This window comes from Marinobacter sp. M-5, from assembly GCF_032911545.1.
Lineage (GTDB): Bacteria > Pseudomonadota > Gammaproteobacteria > Pseudomonadales > Oleiphilaceae > Marinobacter > Marinobacter goseongensis.
In genome coordinates this window covers 955,522-973,349 of sequence record NZ_JAWJEK010000001.1, presented here as the reverse complement: position 1 = coordinate 973,349, position 17,828 = coordinate 955,522, and the positions used below count along the sequence as shown (strand labels likewise).

Here is a 17,828-nt window from a genome sequence, read left to right as displayed (position 1 = left end):
CCAAAGCTACTGAGTATATCCATATTTTCGCATTTCGTTGCCGCAAATCCGTTGAAAAGCTTCATGCTGTTCTTCGGTCCAATTTTCAGGCGTATTCGCCGATTCACAAACCCTGTTAGCGTTTATCTTTCTCTCAACATGCTTTCGCCAATGGCTCTCTTCTATTTCCATACCTAAAACAGACGCAAATTTTTCATTAAAGTATGTATAATCATTTATTAAGTCCTCAAAATTTACAGTGGTTTCACAACATTCGTTTAACCACCTGTTCTCTTCCGACCACATAAAGCAAATTTTCTCGAATCTCGAAAATTTTACCCATTGATCCTTATTAACGATTGAGGAGTGAGGAATCATATCCCTATATGCCCAATCTAACTTTGTAAATGTCGCTCGGTTCATAATTGATGAAACTACATCATACCCGTTTCGAACCAAATGAATGACCGGTGCATCAGGTACAAGACAGCGAATATCTTTAACATGTCTCCGAAGAGCACCATTTACTTCTCCGTATCGCAAACCTCTTTTTTTTCGAAGAAAAATTTCTTTTATACGAAACCTCGAAATATAAGCATGCGAATTCACAGGATTCTCAAGTGCTAACCGATGCCAATATTGCTCTCTATGAATTGGCTCATGCTCGACTTGTACACCGATACATTCATTCAATAAATTTGTGAATAATGCCGTGCCAGTTCTCCCCGTACTGGTCACTAGAAAAAAACTATTATTTAACTCTTTTAACACACGCTCTCGATTCGTCGGAATCATTCTTATCAGCCAGTAATAAAGGAAATGCCCACCTCGAAACCGACCGCAAATTCGACGTATCAAATCAACAAAGTTCACTTTATACCTCTTTATCAATGGTGCTTTGATGTGGTTTGACCGCAGTAATAAAGTACCCAAAGCTCTCAAGATCCCAATCCTTGTCCGCTTTATCGAGAATCGGAGCAATAGACTGACATATATACCATAAGGGAGTCAGGGCCCACTTAAGCATTAATCGCATTGGTTCTCGCCCAGCAATGAATCTTGTACTGAAATAGTTAAATTTCAGGACCATTGTTGTAAAGAAACCTGACTGAGCTTCTATTCTGATATCAGAAAACCCCGCTTCTTGTAAGAGATATGACAGCCCAGAAGGAGTATATCGGAAATAGTCATGGGGAAATTCATGGATATGCCACTGCCAAGGTACTTGAACTACTAAATCCCCACCCGGTTTAAGTATTCTGTATGCTTCACTTAGCATTGTCTCTGGATCATAGAGGTGTTCAATAACCGAGATTGAAACAACGCTATCCGCCACATCTGATTCTACTGGAATTATTTTATTTAAATCTGCAGCAATATCGGCTTTAGTTTCATGCAAGCTACCAGCCCAGTCTACGCCAGTATATTGTTTTGCGTACTTAAGGAAGAACTCTCTATAGGGAGCCTCCCCGCACCCTAGATCGAAAATATGTCCGTGGAACTTGGAAGAGTTTTTTTCGAGAAAGCGGTCAGTTATATTATAAACTAGCCAATTATGCGGTAGCCGATTCTTGTGATATATACTGATCATAAAATTTCCATGTTGCGTTCATCGTACTTTTCGATAAAAATCATTGACTACTTCGATCACGCTATTTTGACTAGCTTCATCAAGACCAAACCATAAGGGCAAGCGAACTAGCCGCTCACTCTCTCTAGTAGTATAACGGTCTTCTCCAACAAAATGACCGAAGACTGTTCCGGCTTTGGAGGTATGTAGCGGAACATAGTGAAATACCGCAAGAACATCCCGCGTTTTGAAATATTTAAGGAATGCCGTGCGCTCCTCCAACCCACATGTTTTCAGGTAAAACATGTGGGCATTGTGGGTGCAACTGTCTGGAATAGTTGCAAGCTCGATCAGACCTTCTTTGACCAGCGGTTGAAGTCGTTGCCAGTAGATCTGCCAAGCATCTAAACGCGATTCATTGATTTCGGTTGCGCACTCCAACTGTGCCCACAGGCAGGCTGCCTGCAATTCGCTGGGCAAGTAACTGCTTCCAATATCCACCCATTGATACTTGTCTACCATGCCCCGAAAAAACTGGCTACGGTTTGTGCCTTTCTCTCGGACGACATCGGCACGGTCTAAAAATCGTTCTTCGTTTATAATCAGCAGGCCACCTTCGCCACCGCTAGTGTAGTTTTTGGTTTCGTGGAAGCTATAAGCACCAAAATGACCAATAGTTCCGAGCGCTCGCCCTTTATAACTGCTCATCATGCCTTGAGCAGCGTCTTCAACTACAAACAGGTTGTAGCGCTCAGCAATATCCATAATAGCTAGCATTTCGCAGGCAACGCCGGCGTAATGGACGGGTACTATGGCTCGGGTGCTGGTCGTGATTGCCGCTTCAATTAGTTTTTCATCAATATTCATGGTGTCGGGGCGGATATCCACGAACACAATTTTTGCACCACGCAGTACGAACGCGTTTGCTGTACTAACGAAGGTATAGCTCGGCATAATTACTTCATCACCAGGCCCTATTCCGATCAAAATAGCTGCCAACTCCAGTGCAGCAGTACAAGAAGGGGTGATCAAAGTTTTCTTAGCTGGCAAATTAGTTTCGAACCAGCTCTGACATTTCTTACCGAATGGACCGTCGCCGGACATTTTTTTACTTTCAAGCGCCTGTTTTATATACGTTTCTTCAAAGCCCGTGAAAGGTGGCTTATTAAATGGAATCATTTTTCAGCTCTTTCAGAAATTCCGCTTCGAGTTCCAACAAATCCTGCTTACGATTCTTGATTCTGCGGGCAGGGTTGCCTACATAGATGCCCCAGGGATCAGTGCCCTTATTCACCAGCGTCATTGCACCAACGGAGCATCCTTCTCCAATTGTCACTCCGGGAAAGATAATTGACCCGGCACCCACGATAACCTGTCTTTCAAGGATCACTTCGGCCAGATATTCATCTTTGAATTTCTTAGGCACTAAAGAATTCACCATTGTGCTACCGCTATAATCATCAGACTGAGCAAAAATCTTAACGCCGTAAGCTAAAGTGCAGAAATCAGACAATGTTATTCCTGGAGCCCCCCCAGCCACTAAACACATAGTGGTAACGTGACAATATTTACCAATTGATACTTTGCCCGATAGAACACTGAAGTCATCAATTCGTGAATAGTCTCCTAATACAATAGATTCTGGGTTGTATATACTCGCTTTGTCGCTCACTTTTACATTTTCACCTACAGCCTTGAACCCCATCGCCTTTAACTTTTTTTTACTCAGATAGGCCATTTTATCCCTCAAAAATATCCGTCAGTTGCTTAACCAGCGTAGCCCTCGAAAAGTATAAGCAAATTGCACGCGAATTCTCTTCCGCTTCTTTTGGCGCTATACGGCAAAGCTCTATATTTTCGACGTCATTCAGCTTAACCCCTAAATTGGTGAGAAAGTGCCAATGGCTCAGGTTCTTCCGCATAAACACTGTTTTCCCAATACTCAAAAGCGTAATGGTATTCCCCATGGCCTGCTGCCTCTGATGATTGAAAATCACAATATCAAGGCTTTGCAAGAACTCGACATACTTTTCAAACGGCATGAAGTCTGTCATGGGTACAAACTTATCTCCGAACCACTCTTTACCCGAACTAATTACTTTCTTGGCGTGTTTTTGATCACCATAAGATAGGGGCGCAAAAATTTTAATGGCTTGTCTCTTGAACGGCAGCAGCCGCCCCAATGCTTCGATGTGATTATTGCTTGGGTCTGCCGAGTTGCCCAGGAGTATGTGCAATTCTTGACGTTCCGGTGTAGTGCCTAGTTCACGAATCATTTTGGGTTCAACCACATTACTCAGGTACATGATACATTCGTGATAGGTGCCTGTAGCTCCATACCATTCTTGAGCCCGTTCCAGGTCACCTTTTATATAGGTTACTAAATGCCCAACCCTGCTGATAACAAAACGACGCAGAAGTTCATTTATATGTGATCGCCAGTAAGTTTTTAAATTGTTGTACTGATATAAATCTCCGCCCCAGATTAGCCAATAGCATTTGGGCAGTAACCACGGACATAAAACTAATAGTCTTACTGTGTTGATATCAAAAAGCCCGTGAAGCATGACTTTTCTAGCTTGATGCATCTGCTTAAGTAACCTGAGGTATCCCTTGAGCTTGCACCATCGGCCAGGTTTACAATGATATGTCGTTTTGTCCAACTTAACTGGATATTGTTGTATCGACCCAATGAGCCAGAATTTATGAACTTCTTCCTGAAATTCCTCCCTAACAAGATTAAAAAAAGGGGGAATAAATTTATCTAACTGTGTGACATGAAGTATCAAAACCGTTCCTTCTCTCGTCAGCCCGCCACTTTACTTCTCAACTATTTGCAACAGCTGTTTTTCGCAATTCATCAATGGCCTTTTCGAAGCCTTGGGCTTCTTTATCTTTGACGGATAACAACAGGGCTTCCGGTTTAATTACGCCCCAGTTCACCTTCAGGACTGGGTCGTTCCAACGGATGGAGCGTTCGTACTCAGGCGCATAGAAGTCCGTGCATTTGTACTGGAAATCAGCTGTGTCACTGATCACCAGAAAACCATGTGCGAATCCTGGTGGCACCCACAACATGCGGCTGTTCTCTTCTGAGAGGTACTCGCCCACCCAATGGCCGAAGTTAGGTGAGTTGATACGAAGGTCCACGGCGACATCGAACACCGCGCCAAGAGTGACCCGTACCAGTTTGCCCTGGGGCTGTTTGATCTGGTAATGCAAGCCGCGTAATGTGTTTTGGACTGAGCGGCTGTGGTTGTCCTGCACGAAGGTTGCGTTTATACCCGCTTTTTTGAAAACTTTATCGTTCCAAGTCTCCATAAAGAAGCCGCGTTCGTCCCCAAACACTTTGGGTTCGATGAGTTTAACATCTGGTATTCTCGTTTCAGTGATTTTCATAGCCTTCGTCTACTTAGCCGTTTTTATCAATTTTTTCAGGTATGCGCCGTAGCTGTTCTTTTTGAGGGCTTCCGCCTCGGCGTGGAGCTCTTCTTCCCCAATAAAGCCCATTCGATAAGCTACCTCTTCTAGGCAAGCTATTTTAAGGCCTTGGCGTTTTTCGAGGGTTTCAATAAAGCCAGCGGCATCGTGCAGAGAATCAAAGGTACCCGTGTCCAGCCAGGCGAAGCCGCGGCCTAACAACTCAACGTTGAGATCGCCTCGCTCGAGGTAGACCTGGTTTACAGTGGTGATTTCAAGCTCGCCCCGGGCGGAGGGCCTCACCGACTTGGCAATCTCGACCACATCGTTGTCGTAGAAATAGAGGCCGGTCACTGCGTAGTCGGATTTCGGGTGGGCTGGCTTTTCTTCGATGGAGACGGCTCGCTGGTTGTCGTCAAACTCCACCACGCCAAAGCGTTCCGGATCGGTTACCTGGTAGCCAAAGACCGTGGCCCCCTTGCCCCTTGCAGCGGCGGCTTGCAGCAATTTGCTCAGGCCCTGGCCGTAGTAGATGTTGTCACCCAACACCAGGCATACGCTGTCTTGGCCAATGAAATCCTCACCAATAATAAACGCCTGCGCAAGGCCGTCTGGGCTTGGCTGTGCTGCATAACTGAGGTTGATGCCCCACTGGCTGCCATCTTGCAGCAGGCGTTTGAAGCCGTCCTGATCCTCAGGGGTGGTGATCACCAGGATGTCCCGAATGCCCGCCAGCATCAGTACCGAAAGCGGGTAGTAGATCATCGGCTTGTCATACACCGGAAGAAGTTGTTTGGAGATACCACGAGTGATGGGGTAAAGGCGGCTGCCAGAGCCGCCGGCGAGGATGATCCCTTTCATTTACTGCTCCAGGTATTCACCGAGGGTGAGTGTCAGCTGGCTTTGCCAGTTGGGGAGTTGAATATTCAAGGCTTTTTCCAGCTTGGTCACACTCAGTCGCGAATTCAGCGGGCGGGTGGCTGGTGTTGGGTAGGCACTGGTTGGAATCGCTTGTGCGTTTTCAGTATCCAGTGTCAGCTCCAACCCAAATTCTCTTGCCTGCCGGAAGATTTCCCGGGCAAAGCCGTGCCAGCTGGTATTACCATTGGGAGCCAGGTGGTACAGGCCTTTCGCAAGTTGACTGTGGATAGCCAGCGTCGTGATCTGGGCAATCAGCCTGGCTGGCGTCGGCGCACCGATCTGATCTGCGACGATACTGAGCTCGGTTTTACTTTGGGCCAGGCGCAGCATGGTTTTCATGAAGTTGTTGCCGCGGGCGCTGTAAACCCAACTGGTCCGAAAAATGAGGTAGTCCGCGCCGCTCTGTGCAATGGCCTGATCACCCTGTAATTTGGTTGTCCCGTAGTGGCTCAGGGAGCCGGTAGCGCTGGTTTCCTGCCAAGGTGTCTCACCGGCGCCCGGGTAGACATAGTCACTGCTGTAGTGCACCAACCGAATACTGTTGGCGGCCGCGTATGCCGCCAGTTGTTCAGGCAAACCGGCATTCAAACGCTCTGCTTCGGCCTGCTGCGCTTCGGCGGCGTCTACGGCCGTCCAGGCTGCGGCGTTTATGATCAGGTCTGGCCGGGTTTCAGCCAGGCACTGAGCCACTGCCTCGTTGTCCAACAGATTTACTGCGCTCCGGCCCGGGGCGATCAGCGTGCCTAGCGGGGAGAGGGTTCGGTGTAATTCAAAACCTACCTGCCCGGTTTTTCCGAGCAGTAATATATTCATGCTCCTGCTCCCTCACCCAGACGTTCCCGTTGGTAGCTGCCGTCCTGCACCCGCCGGCACCAGCCCAGATTATCCAGATACCACTGCACCGTTTTGCGAATGCCGGTTTCGAAGGTTTCCTCTGGAGCCCAGCCCAGCTGTTGCTGGATTTTGCTGGCGTCGATGGCGTAGCGCCTGTCGTGACCGGGGCGGTCTTTGACGTTGGTGATCAAGTCTCGATAACTCCGCTCCTGCGGGCGGAGTTCCTGGAGGATGTCGCAGATGGTGTGCACAACTTCGATGTTCTGTTTTTCGTTATGGCCGCCGATGTTGTATGTCTCACCGGGTTTGCCTTCGGTGACCACTTTATAAAGCGCGCGGGCATGATCTTCCACATACAACCAGTCGCGGATCTGGTCGCCGTTGCCATAGACCGGTAACGGCTTGCCTTCAAGGGCATTCAGAATCATCAACGGCACCAGTTTTTCCGGAAAATGATAGGGGCCGTAATTATTCGAGCAGTTGGTGACCAACACCGGTAAACCGTAGGTGCGTTGCCAGGCCCTCACCAGGTGATCGGAACTTGCCTTGCTTGCCGAGTAAGGGCTGCTAGGCGCGTAAGCCGTTTGCTCAGTAAAGAGGTGTTCGTCCGCATTCGCTGTTTCAGCAGGATGTGGCAGATCGCCGTAAACTTCGTCTGTACTGATGTGATGAAAGCGAAAATTGGCTTTGCGCTCTGCGTTATCCAGGGCCTGCCAGTATTGGCGGGCGGCCTCCAGCAAAGTGTAGGTGCCTACGATGTTGGTCTCGATAAATTCCGCCGGGCCGTCTATTGAGCGATCCACGTGGCTTTCCGCGGCCAGGTGCATGATGGCATCTGGCCGGTGTTTGGCCAGCACGCGGTCCACCTCGGTGCGGTTGCAGATGTCGACTTGTTCGAAGGTGTAGCGGGGGCTGTTACTCACCTGGCCGAGGGACTCCAGGTTGCCTGCGTAGGTGAGCTTGTCGAGGTTGATAACCTCATCCTGAGTATTCTGCAAAATATGGCGGATTACAGCGGAGCCGATGAAGCCCGCGCCGCCGGTAACAAGAAGTTTCATGATGGGAATGGGCTGACTCTAATCGGATTTGTAGGCGTAATTGTAGTAACCGTAATAGCCGTAAGCGGTCGCCGCTTTCTTTTCCATGGCGTTGAGAATGGTGCCCTTGAGGGTGACACCGCCATTCGCCAGCCGGGTTTCGGCAATCTGGATTTCCTTTGGCGTGTTCATACCGAAACGAACAACCATCAAGGTGGTGCCGCACTGCTTACCAATGATGGCCGCGTCCGTTACCGCGAGGATCGGTGGGGTATCCACGATCACCAGATCGAAATTCTGACTGAGGTAATCCAGGAACTCGGTAAACCGGGCCTGCATCAACAACTCGGAGGGATTGGGTGGCGCACTGCCGCGGCTGACCCAGCTCAGGCCATCCAGGTCCGACGCTCGCACAGCCTCTTCAAAGCTCAGCTTGCCGGAAAGCAAGTCGGAAAGGCCATTGGCGGAGTCCTGGTTAAAGACTTCATGCACGTGCCCTTTGCGCATATCGCCGTCGATCACCACCACTTTCTGGCCGGCTTGGGCACAGACAGCTGCCAGGTTGGCAGACATAAAGCTTTTACCAATGCCGGGGCTGGGGCCGGTGATGACCAGGCGGTTGTCGCTGCCCTCCATCATGGCGAAATGCAGCGAGGTGCGCAGGCCGCGAATGGCTTCTATGGAGAGGTCGGCGGGATTGCGCGTGGCTAACAAACCCTGCTTGGGTGCCCCCTTACGGCGCCGCCGATTCGCTGAGCTGCCCTTTTTTTCGCGGCGCTTCTCTTCTTCAGACAGCGGCACCGTGGCGTAGACGGGCAAGTCGAGCTCTTCCAGCTGCTCTGGTGAAACAATGCCCCGGTTGAAGGCGGCACGGAGCAGAACGATCACCATGGCGAGTAGCAAGCCGGTCATGGCTGCCACAGCAACGATCAGATTCCGGCGCGGCGCCACCTGGCCCTGGGTGACTGCGTCGTCAAGGATGCGCACGTTGCCCACTGTGCCGGCGCGCACCAGGCGCAGCTCCTGCATACGGTTCAGCAACTGCACGTATATTTCTTGGGTCACTTGCACGTCTCGGCTCAGGCGCAAGACCTGTTGCTGAGTTTCGGGGAGATCGCCCGTGCGATCTTCAAGTCGATCTTTTTCCCGCTGGAGCTGCTCCTTTTTTTCCAACAGTGAGCGGTATACAGGGTGATTCGGGGTGAAGCGCCGTGCCAGCTCGGATTCCTGCAGTTCCATCTCGTTCAGGCTGGCTTCTATGTTCACCAGACTACTGAGGGCGTTTTCAGTTTCAAAACTGAGATCGATACTGTCACTCTGCAAGCGGTACTCGTTCAGCCGGTTTTCAGCTTCTGTGAGCTGCTGGCGAACACTGGGCACCTGCTCTTCCAGAAATTCCAGGCTCTTTTCCGCTTCCGCTGCTTGCCGGGCTATGTTCTGGGTGAGGAAAACCTGGGTGGTCGCGTTCAGGCTACTTACCAGCTCTTCCGGATCCGTTCCCCGAAGCACAAGGCTGAGAATCCCGGTATCTCCTCCTTGTCCGAGAATTTCCAAACGGTTTTTCAATCCTTTAGTAGCGGCAAGGCGGCTCTTTTTGATGATGTTGAACGTTGCACCTGCAGGGGCGTTCAGTTCCGCCACAGTCAGCTCCAACCAGGGCTCTTCTATGACAAGCTTCTGGCCTTCCCTTCCTTGGCCCAGCACCTCGCCTTCAGTATTAATCAATTGGAAACGGCCGCCACCCAGGGATTCCAGCAGGAACGCCAGCGTGCTGCTCTCGTAGCTTGCCACCAGTTCCTTGATAGTCAGACTCTCACCCGCCCAAACCGAGGCACTGCCTTCCATAAAGCCCGGGCGGGAAATGCCTTTGCGGCGGAGCCAGTCGCCCACAATCGGCAGACTGACTGGTTGCACTTCGACGTCGAGATCGGTCTGGTCGACCACTTGGCCCAGAATCAAGCGGGAACGAAGAATCTCGATTTCGGTACTAGTATCGCTGCTTTGTCCACCGCCTAACATCTCCGCCATATCCGCGCCCGGGATAGTGCCGGACTTCTTCTCTATCTGCACCAGCGCATCGGCTTGGTAAATGGGAGTTGATAAAGTGGCGTGGGCAAACCCCACCAGCGCCAGGATTACCGTGAGCGCAGCAATAAAAATTCTATGATCCCAGAGGCTGCCTAACAGGAAGCCAATGTCGATTTCATCGTCGTTCTGGCGGCTTTGTTTGCCGGGTGCAGTTGAAACGGGTTCGCTCATTCTTTGCTCTTGCTCGTTATTTTAGCTTGGGCAGCCAGGCCTGGACGGCGTTCTGGATCATGTCATGGACGTGTTCAAACGCCTCTGGGCTTTTCTTGTACGGGTCGGGAATATCCGGCTTGCCGGGCAGCCAATGGCTGAGCAGCATGGTCTTGCCAGCCGCTGCCGGGTCTTGTGACCGTACCTGGGCTCGCTGGCTCTCGCTCATCACCAGAATCAGGTCAGCCCGGCGCAGGTGCTCCGTATCTACTTGCCTCGCCTTATGTGCCCTGACGTCCAGCCCGGCCTGTTCGGCCAGACCGGCAGCCGTCGGGTCGGCGCCATGGCCTACCAGCGCGCCCAGCCCGGCGGATTCCACGATTTTGCCCGGCAGGTTGGCTTTCAGCAAAGCCTCGGCTACCGGGCTGCGGCAGATGTTGCCAATGCACAATACCAGAATGTGACCAAACATGGTGTATCAGCTTACTCCGTAAGATTCACTGCGCTGTCACCCAGGAATAATGCACTGAACGACGGAACCAGCAACGAGATAACACGATTCCAACGCGCAAGAGGCGCTGCGGTTACGTACACCAGGTCCCGATTGTTCAGAGTGAAGCTGTCAGCCACCACCATTGCGGTGGCGTCTTTCAGGTTCAGTTGGTACAGGTCGATCAGATGCTCGCTGTCTGGCCCTGCCTGCTCTGATCGGCGCACCACAAACACGCCGGTGGCGTCAGACTGGCGCTCGTTCAGACCGCCCACATTGGAGATGGCTTCTGCCAGCGTCAAACCGTTACGGCCCATGGGCAGGGTTTGCGTTGAGGCTACCTCACCCAGCACGAAAACCTTTCGATCGTTGCCCAAGGGGACATTGATTACATCGCCACTTTGCAGCAGTACGTTGTGCTGTTTATTGCCTTTCTCTAACACGTCTTTCAACGATAGGCTGTAATCGCGGCCATCCCGGGTCAGCACCACATGGCGCCAGTCGCCGTTCTCATCGAGGCCGCCGGCCTGACTGATGGCGTCCACCAGCCGGGTGGGGATGTTGGTCAGCGGGTAGACGCCCGGAGTTTCTACCGCGCCGCTCACGTAGATGCGCTGGCTGCGGAAGGCAGCGACAGACACGTCTACCTGGGGCGCTTCCAGGAAATCGGATAACCGGTCTGCAACCTCTTCCCGCACTTGCTGAGTGGTCTTGCCGGCCACGTTGACGTAACCGATGTACGGGTAATAAATGTCGCCGTTCTCATTGACCACGTTGCCCGATTCCTGCGAGCTGCGCTCAGAACCGGCGGGTATGGTCAGTTCCGGGTGATCCCACACGGTTACCTGCAACACATCGCCGATGCCAATGCGATACTGGAAATCGCTGTCTTCCAGAAGAATCTCTTCCGGGGGGCTCGGTATTTCAGCCACGATCGCCTGGCGCAAATTAGCCGGCCCGATACGGCTGACGTTCACCAGGTGGCTGAAATCCTCTTCCGGCGGGGCCTCGTAATCCGGGTTCCAGCCACTGGTTTCAATGTGGGAGCCGGGCGCAAAGGCACAGCCCTGCAGTGTGAGCAGAGCCAGGGGGAGCAAAATCCTTAATACCATGTGTAATGCCAGAACTGTCTGTCGGTTGTTAGGCTGATGATCATAGCCTGATTCGTGGGTTGTTGCAGTAATCAACGGCTATGGCCCGTAGGTCATGTGTTGTTGATTTGTAATCAGAACCGATAGCGCCAGCTGGCGCCTGCGGACCACTGATCCAGCTCCTCACCAATCAGTTTGATTTTCTTGTCGGTGCCGCGCAGGTTCAACTCCAGTTGGCCCTTGAGAAAGGCCATACCATAGCCCAGGTTAACAATGCCAACAGTCTGGCTGGCCCCGGGGATAAAGTAGCGCACGTTCGGATCCGGGGTCACGGCACGCACCTGGCCCGTGCTGTTCAGCTCGGCGTAGCTGACGGTGACAGACAGGTTACTGCCGCTATCAAAAAACTGGTGGGCACCCAATGTGAGCGCTTCGGCATCACCCTCAAAGGTGCTGGCTATATTGCGACCATGATGGCGATAGCCGGTGCGGTAATTGAAATGCTCGAAGGTGATTTTGGGTCTGGCATTGCCGAGAAAATCATCGGCAATGGTGTTGGTGTATTCGAGGAACCACTGTTGGTCTGACTCGAACAAGCCGGTGGTCCAGTCTGAACCGATCAACCAGGATTTGCGGGCCGGAAAGGCCCCGGCTTCGTCTTCACCCATCATTTGGGTGTAGAAGCCCATGGATTGTTCGCCGATGGCGAAACCGTAGCGTACATCGATGCTGCCCAGCTGATTACCGGGATCGTTGTCGCCACCATCCTGGCTGTTGTCCCGGCCGATCAGCGCATCCAGAAACGATGAGCCGTCTTTCGGGCGCCCGTCTCCGCCGAACATGATGGCGCGGGAAATGCCGATGTCCAGGCCCTGAACCGGGCGGAAGGTAAAGCGCATGCCGAACAGGGAGGGATCGGTGATGGCGCGCTCATCCTGAAATTCGCCACCGAACACCGTGAGGTTCCACGGACCAATCCAGCTCAGCCAGGGTGTGGCGGGGGCCAGATCACGCTTGCGGTTAATCCAGATCGCCGGCACCGGCCGCGCGTTGTTCGAGAGAATCAGGCTGGATTGCCACCCCGGCCCCCACCAGCGGTCGATCGCCCCGGCTCCCAACACCCAATTTCCCAAAGTGCCGGCAAGGTAACTGCCGTCATAACGATAGGGCTCGTCGTCGGTCGGGTTGGCCACCACAGAGGGTGACAGGCCCACCGCCCAGTGCGCGCCCTGCCATTGCAGGTCCAGCCTGACCTGGCCTTCCTCCTGCCGGCCACTGCCGAAGCCCTGCACCAGCGGCTGCTCGGAACTGCCAGCCAGGGTGAGTTCCGCTCGCCCACCGTCCTGGAACTGTTCGCGCTGCTCGCTACGGAGATACGCCATAGCGCCAGCCGTGGCCGCCGCATCGGTGGTAACGCTGGGGTTGATGTCTTTCGCAACGGAGCTCCACATGATCGGCCAGGTCGATGTGGTGCGATCGAAGTGACCACGGTCAGCCAGCTTTTGCAGGGCGTGGCGGGCCCGCACATCGCCCGGCTCAAGCCAGGGCGCAGCGTGCAGCGAGGAGGCATGGATAGCAGCGATCAGGCACGCTACCGCCCCACCGACCAGGGTCCAGCGTTTTGAGGTCATAAATGTTCTGTCTGTAGTTGGCAGGGAGGCAGGCACGGAGGGAGAATCATTCCCCCGACTGTATCCCTGTCAGGATTATTACGTATGTGTAAGAGCGCACTCGATTCTACGTTATCGTATAATACAAACAAGTTAAAATTAGACGATACCCGCCTGTTAATCGGCCTGATCTGCAAAACCTTGTCATACGTTCGCATTTGCAACTATTTTCCCCTGATCGCCCCGACAGACACGCTGATTGCCTGCTGCTTTTGCATGAACTGTATCAACACAATCGCGCGCTCCTCGCCGTCGTAAGCTTTGAAAATAGCGTCGATGCCCTGAAACGGTCCGTCGCTGAGCTCAACGGGCTGCCCGGGCTTGATGCCCCCCACGTCTGCCACCGCATGCAGACTGTCTTCGATGTGCTGGATTACCTCATCCCCGATGGCGGCCGGCTTGCCCGCAAACCCCACCACTCGCAGCACGCCCCGCGTGGAGCGCAGCTTGGCCCACATGGGGTCGGTTTGTTCCAGATGGACGAACAGGTACCCCGGAAACAGCGCCTCCAATTTTTTGGAGCGCTTGCCCGCTTTGATTTTTTCCACGGTGATTTTCGGGTAGAAGCAGGTGATGCCCTGGTTCTGCAGGTTGTCCAGCGCACGATCGCCTTGGGCGGGCTTGTGTTGCAGTGCGTACCAGGTCATGCGGCTTACCTTCCGTGGGCAATAAAAAAGGGATTGAGCAGGTCTTCCTTGCCGTAGGTGAGCGGCGCTCCGTCAAGCGTCTCCACGCGCCCACCGGCGGCAACCAACACCGCGTGGGCGGCGGCGGTGTCCCATTCGCAGGTAGGTCCCAGCCGGGGGTACACGTCGGCACGGCCTTCGGCGATGCGGCAGAACTTCAGGGAACTGCCCGCCTGCACCAGTTCATGCTCACCCAGCGTTTCGATGAACGCCCGGGTACCGTCATTCAGATGGTTTTTACTGGCCACTACCCGCTTTACGGTATGGGGTTGTGCCCCATCCATGCGGTGCACTTTGCCCGCCCGGTCACGCTTGTGAGCGCCCTCACCTTTCACCCCCCAGAACGCCTCTTTCAACGCCGGGGCGGTAACCACGCCCAGCACGGGCTCGCCGTTTTCGATCAGCGCAATGTTCACCGTGAACTCGCCAGAGCGCTGGGTGAATTCCCGGGTGCCATCGATGGGGTCAATCAGCCAGAAGGTTTGCCAGTGTTGCCGCTCTTCCCAGGGAATGGTTGCACCCTCTTCCGAGAGGATCGGAGTATCCGGCGTTAGCGCCCGCAATCCTTTGACAATTACGTCGTGGCTGGCCACATCCGCCGCGGTGATGGGGGATTTATCTTCCTTGAACTGAACCTTGAAGTCCGACTGATAGATGTGAAGTACCCGCTCGCCGGCCTCATCGGCAATGTGGATCACGGCGGGCAAAAAATTGCTGTGGTGCATCGGGAGCGTCCTGCTAGGAAAAGGCTATGTAGTCTAACGGAGAGCAGTGGGCAGTGTCAGGCTTGGGTATGGAATCAGGCGCCGCGATCTCTTCGTTAACCGACCCACATCAATTCCACCTTCCGGGCTTTGAGCTACGCTATGGAGAGTTCGCACTGAAAGGACTCACTCATGAAACTACGCTTCCTTGGTGGCGCAGGCACCGTTACCGGGTCTCGCTACCTGCTCTCGGACGATAAACACCGATTGCTGGTGGACTGCGGCATGTATCAGGGCGTAAAAACCCTACGCAAGCGAAACTGGGCCCCCTTCCCCGTCGACCCATCGACGATCGACGCAGTCGTGCTTACCCATGCCCATATTGACCACAGCGGCTACCTGCCTGCCCTGGTGAAAAACGGGTTCAAAGGCAAGATCTACTGCACGAAAGCCACCCATGCGCTGTGCAAGGTACTGCTGCCTGACGCCGGTTTTCTGCAGGAGGAAGACGCAAAGTATGCCTTCCGCAAAAAATTCTCCAAGCACGAGCATCCAGAACCGCTGTTCACCGAGAAAGATGCGTGGGAGGCACTCAAACACTTCGAGTCTCTGCACTACCACGAGGCCTTTGAGCCGGTGAAAGGCATGGAAGTGATATTCACACCCGCGGGCCACATTCTTGGGTCTTCCTGCGTACACGTGACCCATAAAGCCAGTAACCGAACTGTGGTGTTCAGCGGTGATGTCGGGCGGCAGGATGACGTCATCATGCGGCCACCCGAGCCGATCGCCAAAGCGGACGTTCTCATTTGTGAGTCCACCTATGGTGATCGCGCCCATGCCGTGACGGACCCGGAGGAAGAGCTGGCGCAGATCATCACCCGAACTGCTGGCCGCGGCGGCATCGTGCTGATGCCAGCCTTTGCGGTGGGCCGCGCGCAGATGCTGCTGTACCTGATACACAAGATTATGGGCCAGCAACGCATACCCAAGTTGCCGGTGTACCTGAACAGCCCCATGGCCATCAAAGCCACCGAAATCTTCTGCAAGCACCATAAAGAGCACAAACTCAGCGCCGCCGAATGCGAAATGATGGATGACCAGACCCATTTCGTCCGCACCGTTGAGGAATCCATTGAGCTGGATTCCGCACGTTATCCCTGTGTGATTATTTCCGCCAGCGGCATGGCCAGTGGCGGGCGGGTGCTGCATCACCTCAAGACGCTATTACCCAACCCCAGGAACAGCGTGGTGTTTGCGGGCTTTCAGGCGCCGGGTACTCGCGGGGATGCCCTGGTGAACGGAGCAGAATCCGTGAAGATCTACGGGGAGTATTGGCCGGTGAAAGCCGAGATTTACAACCTGGATTCTTTGTCTGCTCATGGGGATTACAATGAGATTCTTGAGTGGCTGGGGCAAGGTTCTCTGGAGCCGGAGAAGGTTTATGTGACCCATGGGGAGATGGTGGCTAGTGATGTAATGCGTAAGCGGATTGCGGAGCGGTTTGGGTGGGAGGTTGAGGTGGCGGAGTTGTTTGATGAGGTGGGGGTTTAGAACCAGCCGCTTAAGCCTTTAGCTCACCGAGGCACTTCGGCCACGGGCATGACGAGCATTGTGGTCAGAACACCCATCCCTGAGTGACTCACAAAGATCTGTTTATATATCCAGAAGCACCGCCAAACTGCGCTTTTTCAACCAGGCTTGAATAATGAATTTCATCCCTTTTCCCAATCGCTATCGGCTTGACCGGAACGACTATTTCAAATGGCTCCACGTCAGTGGTAAGAACCACTCCCATGCCGATAATAGCGCCCTCACCCACATTTACCCCTGGCGCAATGCTTACGTTAATTCCAATCCACACATTGTGGCCAATAGTAACGGGCTTAGCGATATTTACAGAGTCATAAGGCAATAGATCACCCTCATAACGATGATTTCTCGAATAAAGCGTAAAATTTCGGGAAATGTGAACATTATCACCAATAACAACGCCACCTTCGGCCCGAATAAATGCACGATCATTTATATGAACATTATTCCCTACAACCATTTGAAACGCACCAGAAACTGAAACGCGACCATTTAATCTCACGCCTCGACCGCACTCAGAAAATTTTCCCTTTTGAAACTCATTCACACCAATGTAGTATACCGATCTGAGCATAATCAGAAATTTGCTAGTAACATAAAATGGGAAAAATAGAACCCGTATTTTCGAAAAACACACGTCAAGTAAAAAGTTCACAAAGTCAAAAAACCGTTTATTGTGCATGGTTACCACCAAACTTTCTAATAGCGAGAAAAGCGCCGCCAATTGCAAGCATCAACGCCACCTGAACAGTAAGTAAAACATGTACTTTGACAGCAATTTCCAAGGCTTCGCCTTGCGAAAAACCAAACATAATAAGACCGCTAACCCAAGCAAGCTCAAATGTTCCTACATTAGCAAAGCCTTGAACTGGCATTAAGGACAAAGGAACCATAATCACTGAAACAATTACCATTGACGCGGGTTTAACATCGTAGCCCAAAGACATCGACAAAAAATAAAAATTTCCCAGTATACAAAACCAAATCAAGCTAGTTAGAACGATCATCTTTATGAAAACTAACGGCCTGAACCGATCAATATCTAATACTTTATTCCATATTTGACGAAACACTCCGGAGCATTTAGCAAGGAAAAATATCAACAATAATAAAAAGAAAATCACTGTGATAGTGAAAAAAGTATATGTGCTTTGATTTATCCCTAGATCTTCAAAAATTTTATATGCTTCAGCCCACAAAAAGACCACTATCACAGTAAGCGTTAAAATAAATAAAAAGTCCAGTATACGACATAAGAAAAGCGCCGCACCCGACTCACTTAACGATTGATTAAGGAAATATTTGCACAACAAAGGAAAAGACAGTTCACCTAGTTTGAGCGGGAAAAAATAATTTGACGCACCGTGAACTAATGAGACGCCGTATAATATATAAGGCGAAACATTCGATACTAGTAATTCACAAAACCTAACTGAGCGAAACACATAATTAATCATGAACAGAGCGAACGAAACACAGAAAAAAAACCAGTCTATTGAGTAGGTAAAAGGATTCACAAAGTTCAAACCAGAATGCCAGAGAACACCCCCCAATATGAGCAGACTGAATATCGTTGAAGCAACCACCCTAATAAT

General features: G+C 52.1%; 18 protein-coding genes. 1 reads left to right on the top strand and 17 read right to left on the bottom strand.

Features of this window, described 5'->3' with window-relative positions; translation table 11 throughout:
- Positions 1–6: 6 nt before the first annotated feature.
- The 15 genes from R0125_RS04475 to cysQ form a co-directional block, all read right to left on the bottom strand.
- Positions 7–852: a sulfotransferase gene (locus tag R0125_RS04475; protein WP_317237293.1), complete on the bottom strand. Its 846-nt coding sequence runs from the start codon at positions 850–852 to the stop codon at positions 7–9.
- Between the two features lies 1 nt (position 853).
- The gene (locus R0125_RS04470) at positions 854–1,570 is read right to left on the bottom strand and encodes a class I SAM-dependent methyltransferase (protein WP_317237292.1); all 717 of its coding nucleotides are present in this window, start codon (positions 1,568–1,570) and stop codon (positions 854–856) included.
- An 18-nt stretch (positions 1,571–1,588) separates the two neighbouring features.
- Positions 1,589–2,728 (bottom strand): dTDP-4-amino-4,6-dideoxygalactose transaminase, encoded by a 1,140-nt coding sequence (gene rffA, locus R0125_RS04465; RefSeq protein WP_317237291.1) that lies wholly within the window; start codon positions 2,726–2,728, stop codon positions 1,589–1,591.
- Positions 2,715–3,287 (bottom strand): acyltransferase, encoded by a 573-nt coding sequence (locus R0125_RS04460; RefSeq protein ID WP_317237290.1) that lies wholly within the window; start codon positions 3,285–3,287, stop codon positions 2,715–2,717. The genes rffA and R0125_RS04460 overlap by 14 nt, the downstream gene beginning before the upstream one ends.
- Before the next feature lies 1 nt (position 3,288).
- Complete coding sequence (locus R0125_RS04455; protein WP_317237288.1) at positions 3,289–4,338, bottom strand: TDP-N-acetylfucosamine:lipid II N-acetylfucosaminyltransferase; 1,050 nt, start codon at positions 4,336–4,338, stop codon at positions 3,289–3,291.
- 37 nt (positions 4,339–4,375) lie between these two features.
- Entirely contained in the window at positions 4,376–4,948 is a 573-nt protein-coding gene (gene rfbC, locus R0125_RS04450; protein WP_317237287.1) for a dTDP-4-dehydrorhamnose 3,5-epimerase, read from the bottom strand.
- Between the two features lie 9 nt (positions 4,949–4,957).
- On the bottom strand, positions 4,958–5,830 hold the full coding sequence (gene rfbA / locus R0125_RS04445; protein ID WP_317237286.1) for a glucose-1-phosphate thymidylyltransferase RfbA: 873 nt from the start codon (positions 5,828–5,830) through the stop codon (positions 4,958–4,960).
- On the bottom strand, positions 5,831–6,703 hold the full coding sequence (gene rfbD, locus R0125_RS04440) for a dTDP-4-dehydrorhamnose reductase (RefSeq protein WP_317237284.1): 873 nt from the start codon (positions 6,701–6,703) through the stop codon (positions 5,831–5,833). It abuts the gene before it with no gap.
- Positions 6,700–7,782, bottom strand: a complete 1,083-nt coding sequence (rfbB, locus tag R0125_RS04435) for a dTDP-glucose 4,6-dehydratase (RefSeq protein ID WP_317237283.1) — start codon at positions 7,780–7,782, stop codon at positions 6,700–6,702. The genes rfbD and rfbB overlap by 4 nt, the downstream gene beginning before the upstream one ends.
- A gap of 18 nt (positions 7,783–7,800) precedes the next feature.
- Complete coding sequence (locus R0125_RS04430) at positions 7,801–10,020, bottom strand: polysaccharide biosynthesis tyrosine autokinase (RefSeq protein ID WP_317237282.1); 2,220 nt, start codon at positions 10,018–10,020, stop codon at positions 7,801–7,803.
- Positions 10,021–10,036: 16 nt separating this feature from the next.
- On the bottom strand, positions 10,037–10,471 hold the full coding sequence (locus tag R0125_RS04425; RefSeq protein WP_317237281.1) for a low molecular weight protein-tyrosine-phosphatase: 435 nt from the start codon (positions 10,469–10,471) through the stop codon (positions 10,037–10,039).
- 11 nt (positions 10,472–10,482) lie between these two features.
- On the bottom strand, positions 10,483–11,601 hold the full coding sequence (locus R0125_RS04420; protein WP_317237280.1) for a polysaccharide export protein: 1,119 nt from the start codon (positions 11,599–11,601) through the stop codon (positions 10,483–10,485).
- Between the two features lie 113 nt (positions 11,602–11,714).
- Positions 11,715–13,211: a capsule assembly Wzi family protein gene (locus R0125_RS04415; RefSeq protein WP_317237279.1), complete on the bottom strand. Its 1,497-nt coding sequence runs from the start codon at positions 13,209–13,211 to the stop codon at positions 11,715–11,717.
- A gap of 203 nt (positions 13,212–13,414) precedes the next feature.
- Positions 13,415–13,897: a transcription/translation regulatory transformer protein RfaH gene (gene rfaH, locus R0125_RS04410; protein WP_317237278.1), complete on the bottom strand. Its 483-nt coding sequence runs from the start codon at positions 13,895–13,897 to the stop codon at positions 13,415–13,417.
- Positions 13,898–13,902: 5 nt separating this feature from the next.
- A complete protein-coding gene (gene cysQ, locus R0125_RS04405) occupies positions 13,903–14,661 on the bottom strand; it encodes a 3'(2'),5'-bisphosphate nucleotidase CysQ (RefSeq protein ID WP_317237276.1) in 759 nt (252 codons plus the stop codon).
- 171 nt (positions 14,662–14,832) lie between these two features.
- On the opposite strand from cysQ, the gene R0125_RS04400 reads away from it, so the two are divergent.
- The gene (locus tag R0125_RS04400; RefSeq protein ID WP_317237275.1) at positions 14,833–16,194 is read left to right on the top strand and encodes an MBL fold metallo-hydrolase; all 1,362 of its coding nucleotides are present in this window, start codon (positions 14,833–14,835) and stop codon (positions 16,192–16,194) included.
- A gap of 88 nt (positions 16,195–16,282) precedes the next feature.
- Here the strand turns inward: R0125_RS04400 and R0125_RS04395 are convergent, their stop codons facing one another.
- Entirely contained in the window at positions 16,283–16,915 is a 633-nt protein-coding gene (locus R0125_RS04395) for an acyltransferase (protein ID WP_317237274.1), read from the bottom strand.
- Entirely contained in the window at positions 16,905–17,819 is a 915-nt protein-coding gene (locus tag R0125_RS04390; RefSeq protein ID WP_317237961.1) for a lysylphosphatidylglycerol synthase domain-containing protein, read from the bottom strand. Before R0125_RS04390 ends, R0125_RS04395 begins: the two co-directional genes overlap by 11 nt.
- Positions 17,820–17,828: the final 9 nt, after the last annotated feature.

Coding starts and splice junctions, on each gene's coding strand:
- R0125_RS04415 (WP_317237279.1), bottom strand. CDS start 13,211: ATGACCTCAAAACGCTGGACCCTGGTCGGTGGGGCGGTAGCGTGCCTG.
- rfaH (WP_317237278.1), bottom strand. CDS start 13,897: ATGACCTGGTACGCACTGCAACACAAGCCCGCCCAAGGCGATCGTGCG.
- R0125_RS04400 (WP_317237275.1), top strand. CDS start 14,833: ATGAAACTACGCTTCCTTGGTGGCGCAGGCACCGTTACCGGGTCTCGC.
- rfbB (WP_317237283.1), bottom strand. CDS start 7,782: ATGAAACTTCTTGTTACCGGCGGCGCGGGCTTCATCGGCTCCGCTGTA.
- rfbA (WP_317237286.1), bottom strand. CDS start 5,830: ATGAAAGGGATCATCCTCGCCGGCGGCTCTGGCAGCCGCCTTTACCCC.
- R0125_RS04460 (WP_317237290.1), bottom strand. CDS start 3,287: ATGGCCTATCTGAGTAAAAAAAAGTTAAAGGCGATGGGGTTCAAGGCT.
- rfbD (WP_317237284.1), bottom strand. CDS start 6,703: ATGAATATATTACTGCTCGGAAAAACCGGGCAGGTAGGTTTTGAATTA.
- rfbC (WP_317237287.1), bottom strand. CDS start 4,948: ATGAAAATCACTGAAACGAGAATACCAGATGTTAAACTCATCGAACCC.
- R0125_RS04420 (WP_317237280.1), bottom strand. CDS start 11,601: ATGGTATTAAGGATTTTGCTCCCCCTGGCTCTGCTCACACTGCAGGGC.
- rffA (WP_317237291.1), bottom strand. CDS start 2,728: ATGATTCCATTTAATAAGCCACCTTTCACGGGCTTTGAAGAAACGTAT.
- R0125_RS04430 (WP_317237282.1), bottom strand. CDS start 10,020: ATGAGCGAACCCGTTTCAACTGCACCCGGCAAACAAAGCCGCCAGAAC.
- R0125_RS04470 (WP_317237292.1), bottom strand. CDS start 1,570: ATGATCAGTATATATCACAAGAATCGGCTACCGCATAATTGGCTAGTT.
- R0125_RS04425 (WP_317237281.1), bottom strand. CDS start 10,471: ATGTTTGGTCACATTCTGGTATTGTGCATTGGCAACATCTGCCGCAGC.
- cysQ (WP_317237276.1), bottom strand. CDS start 14,661: ATGCACCACAGCAATTTTTTGCCCGCCGTGATCCACATTGCCGATGAG.
- R0125_RS04395 (WP_317237274.1), bottom strand. CDS start 16,915: ATGCACAATAAACGGTTTTTTGACTTTGTGAACTTTTTACTTGACGTG.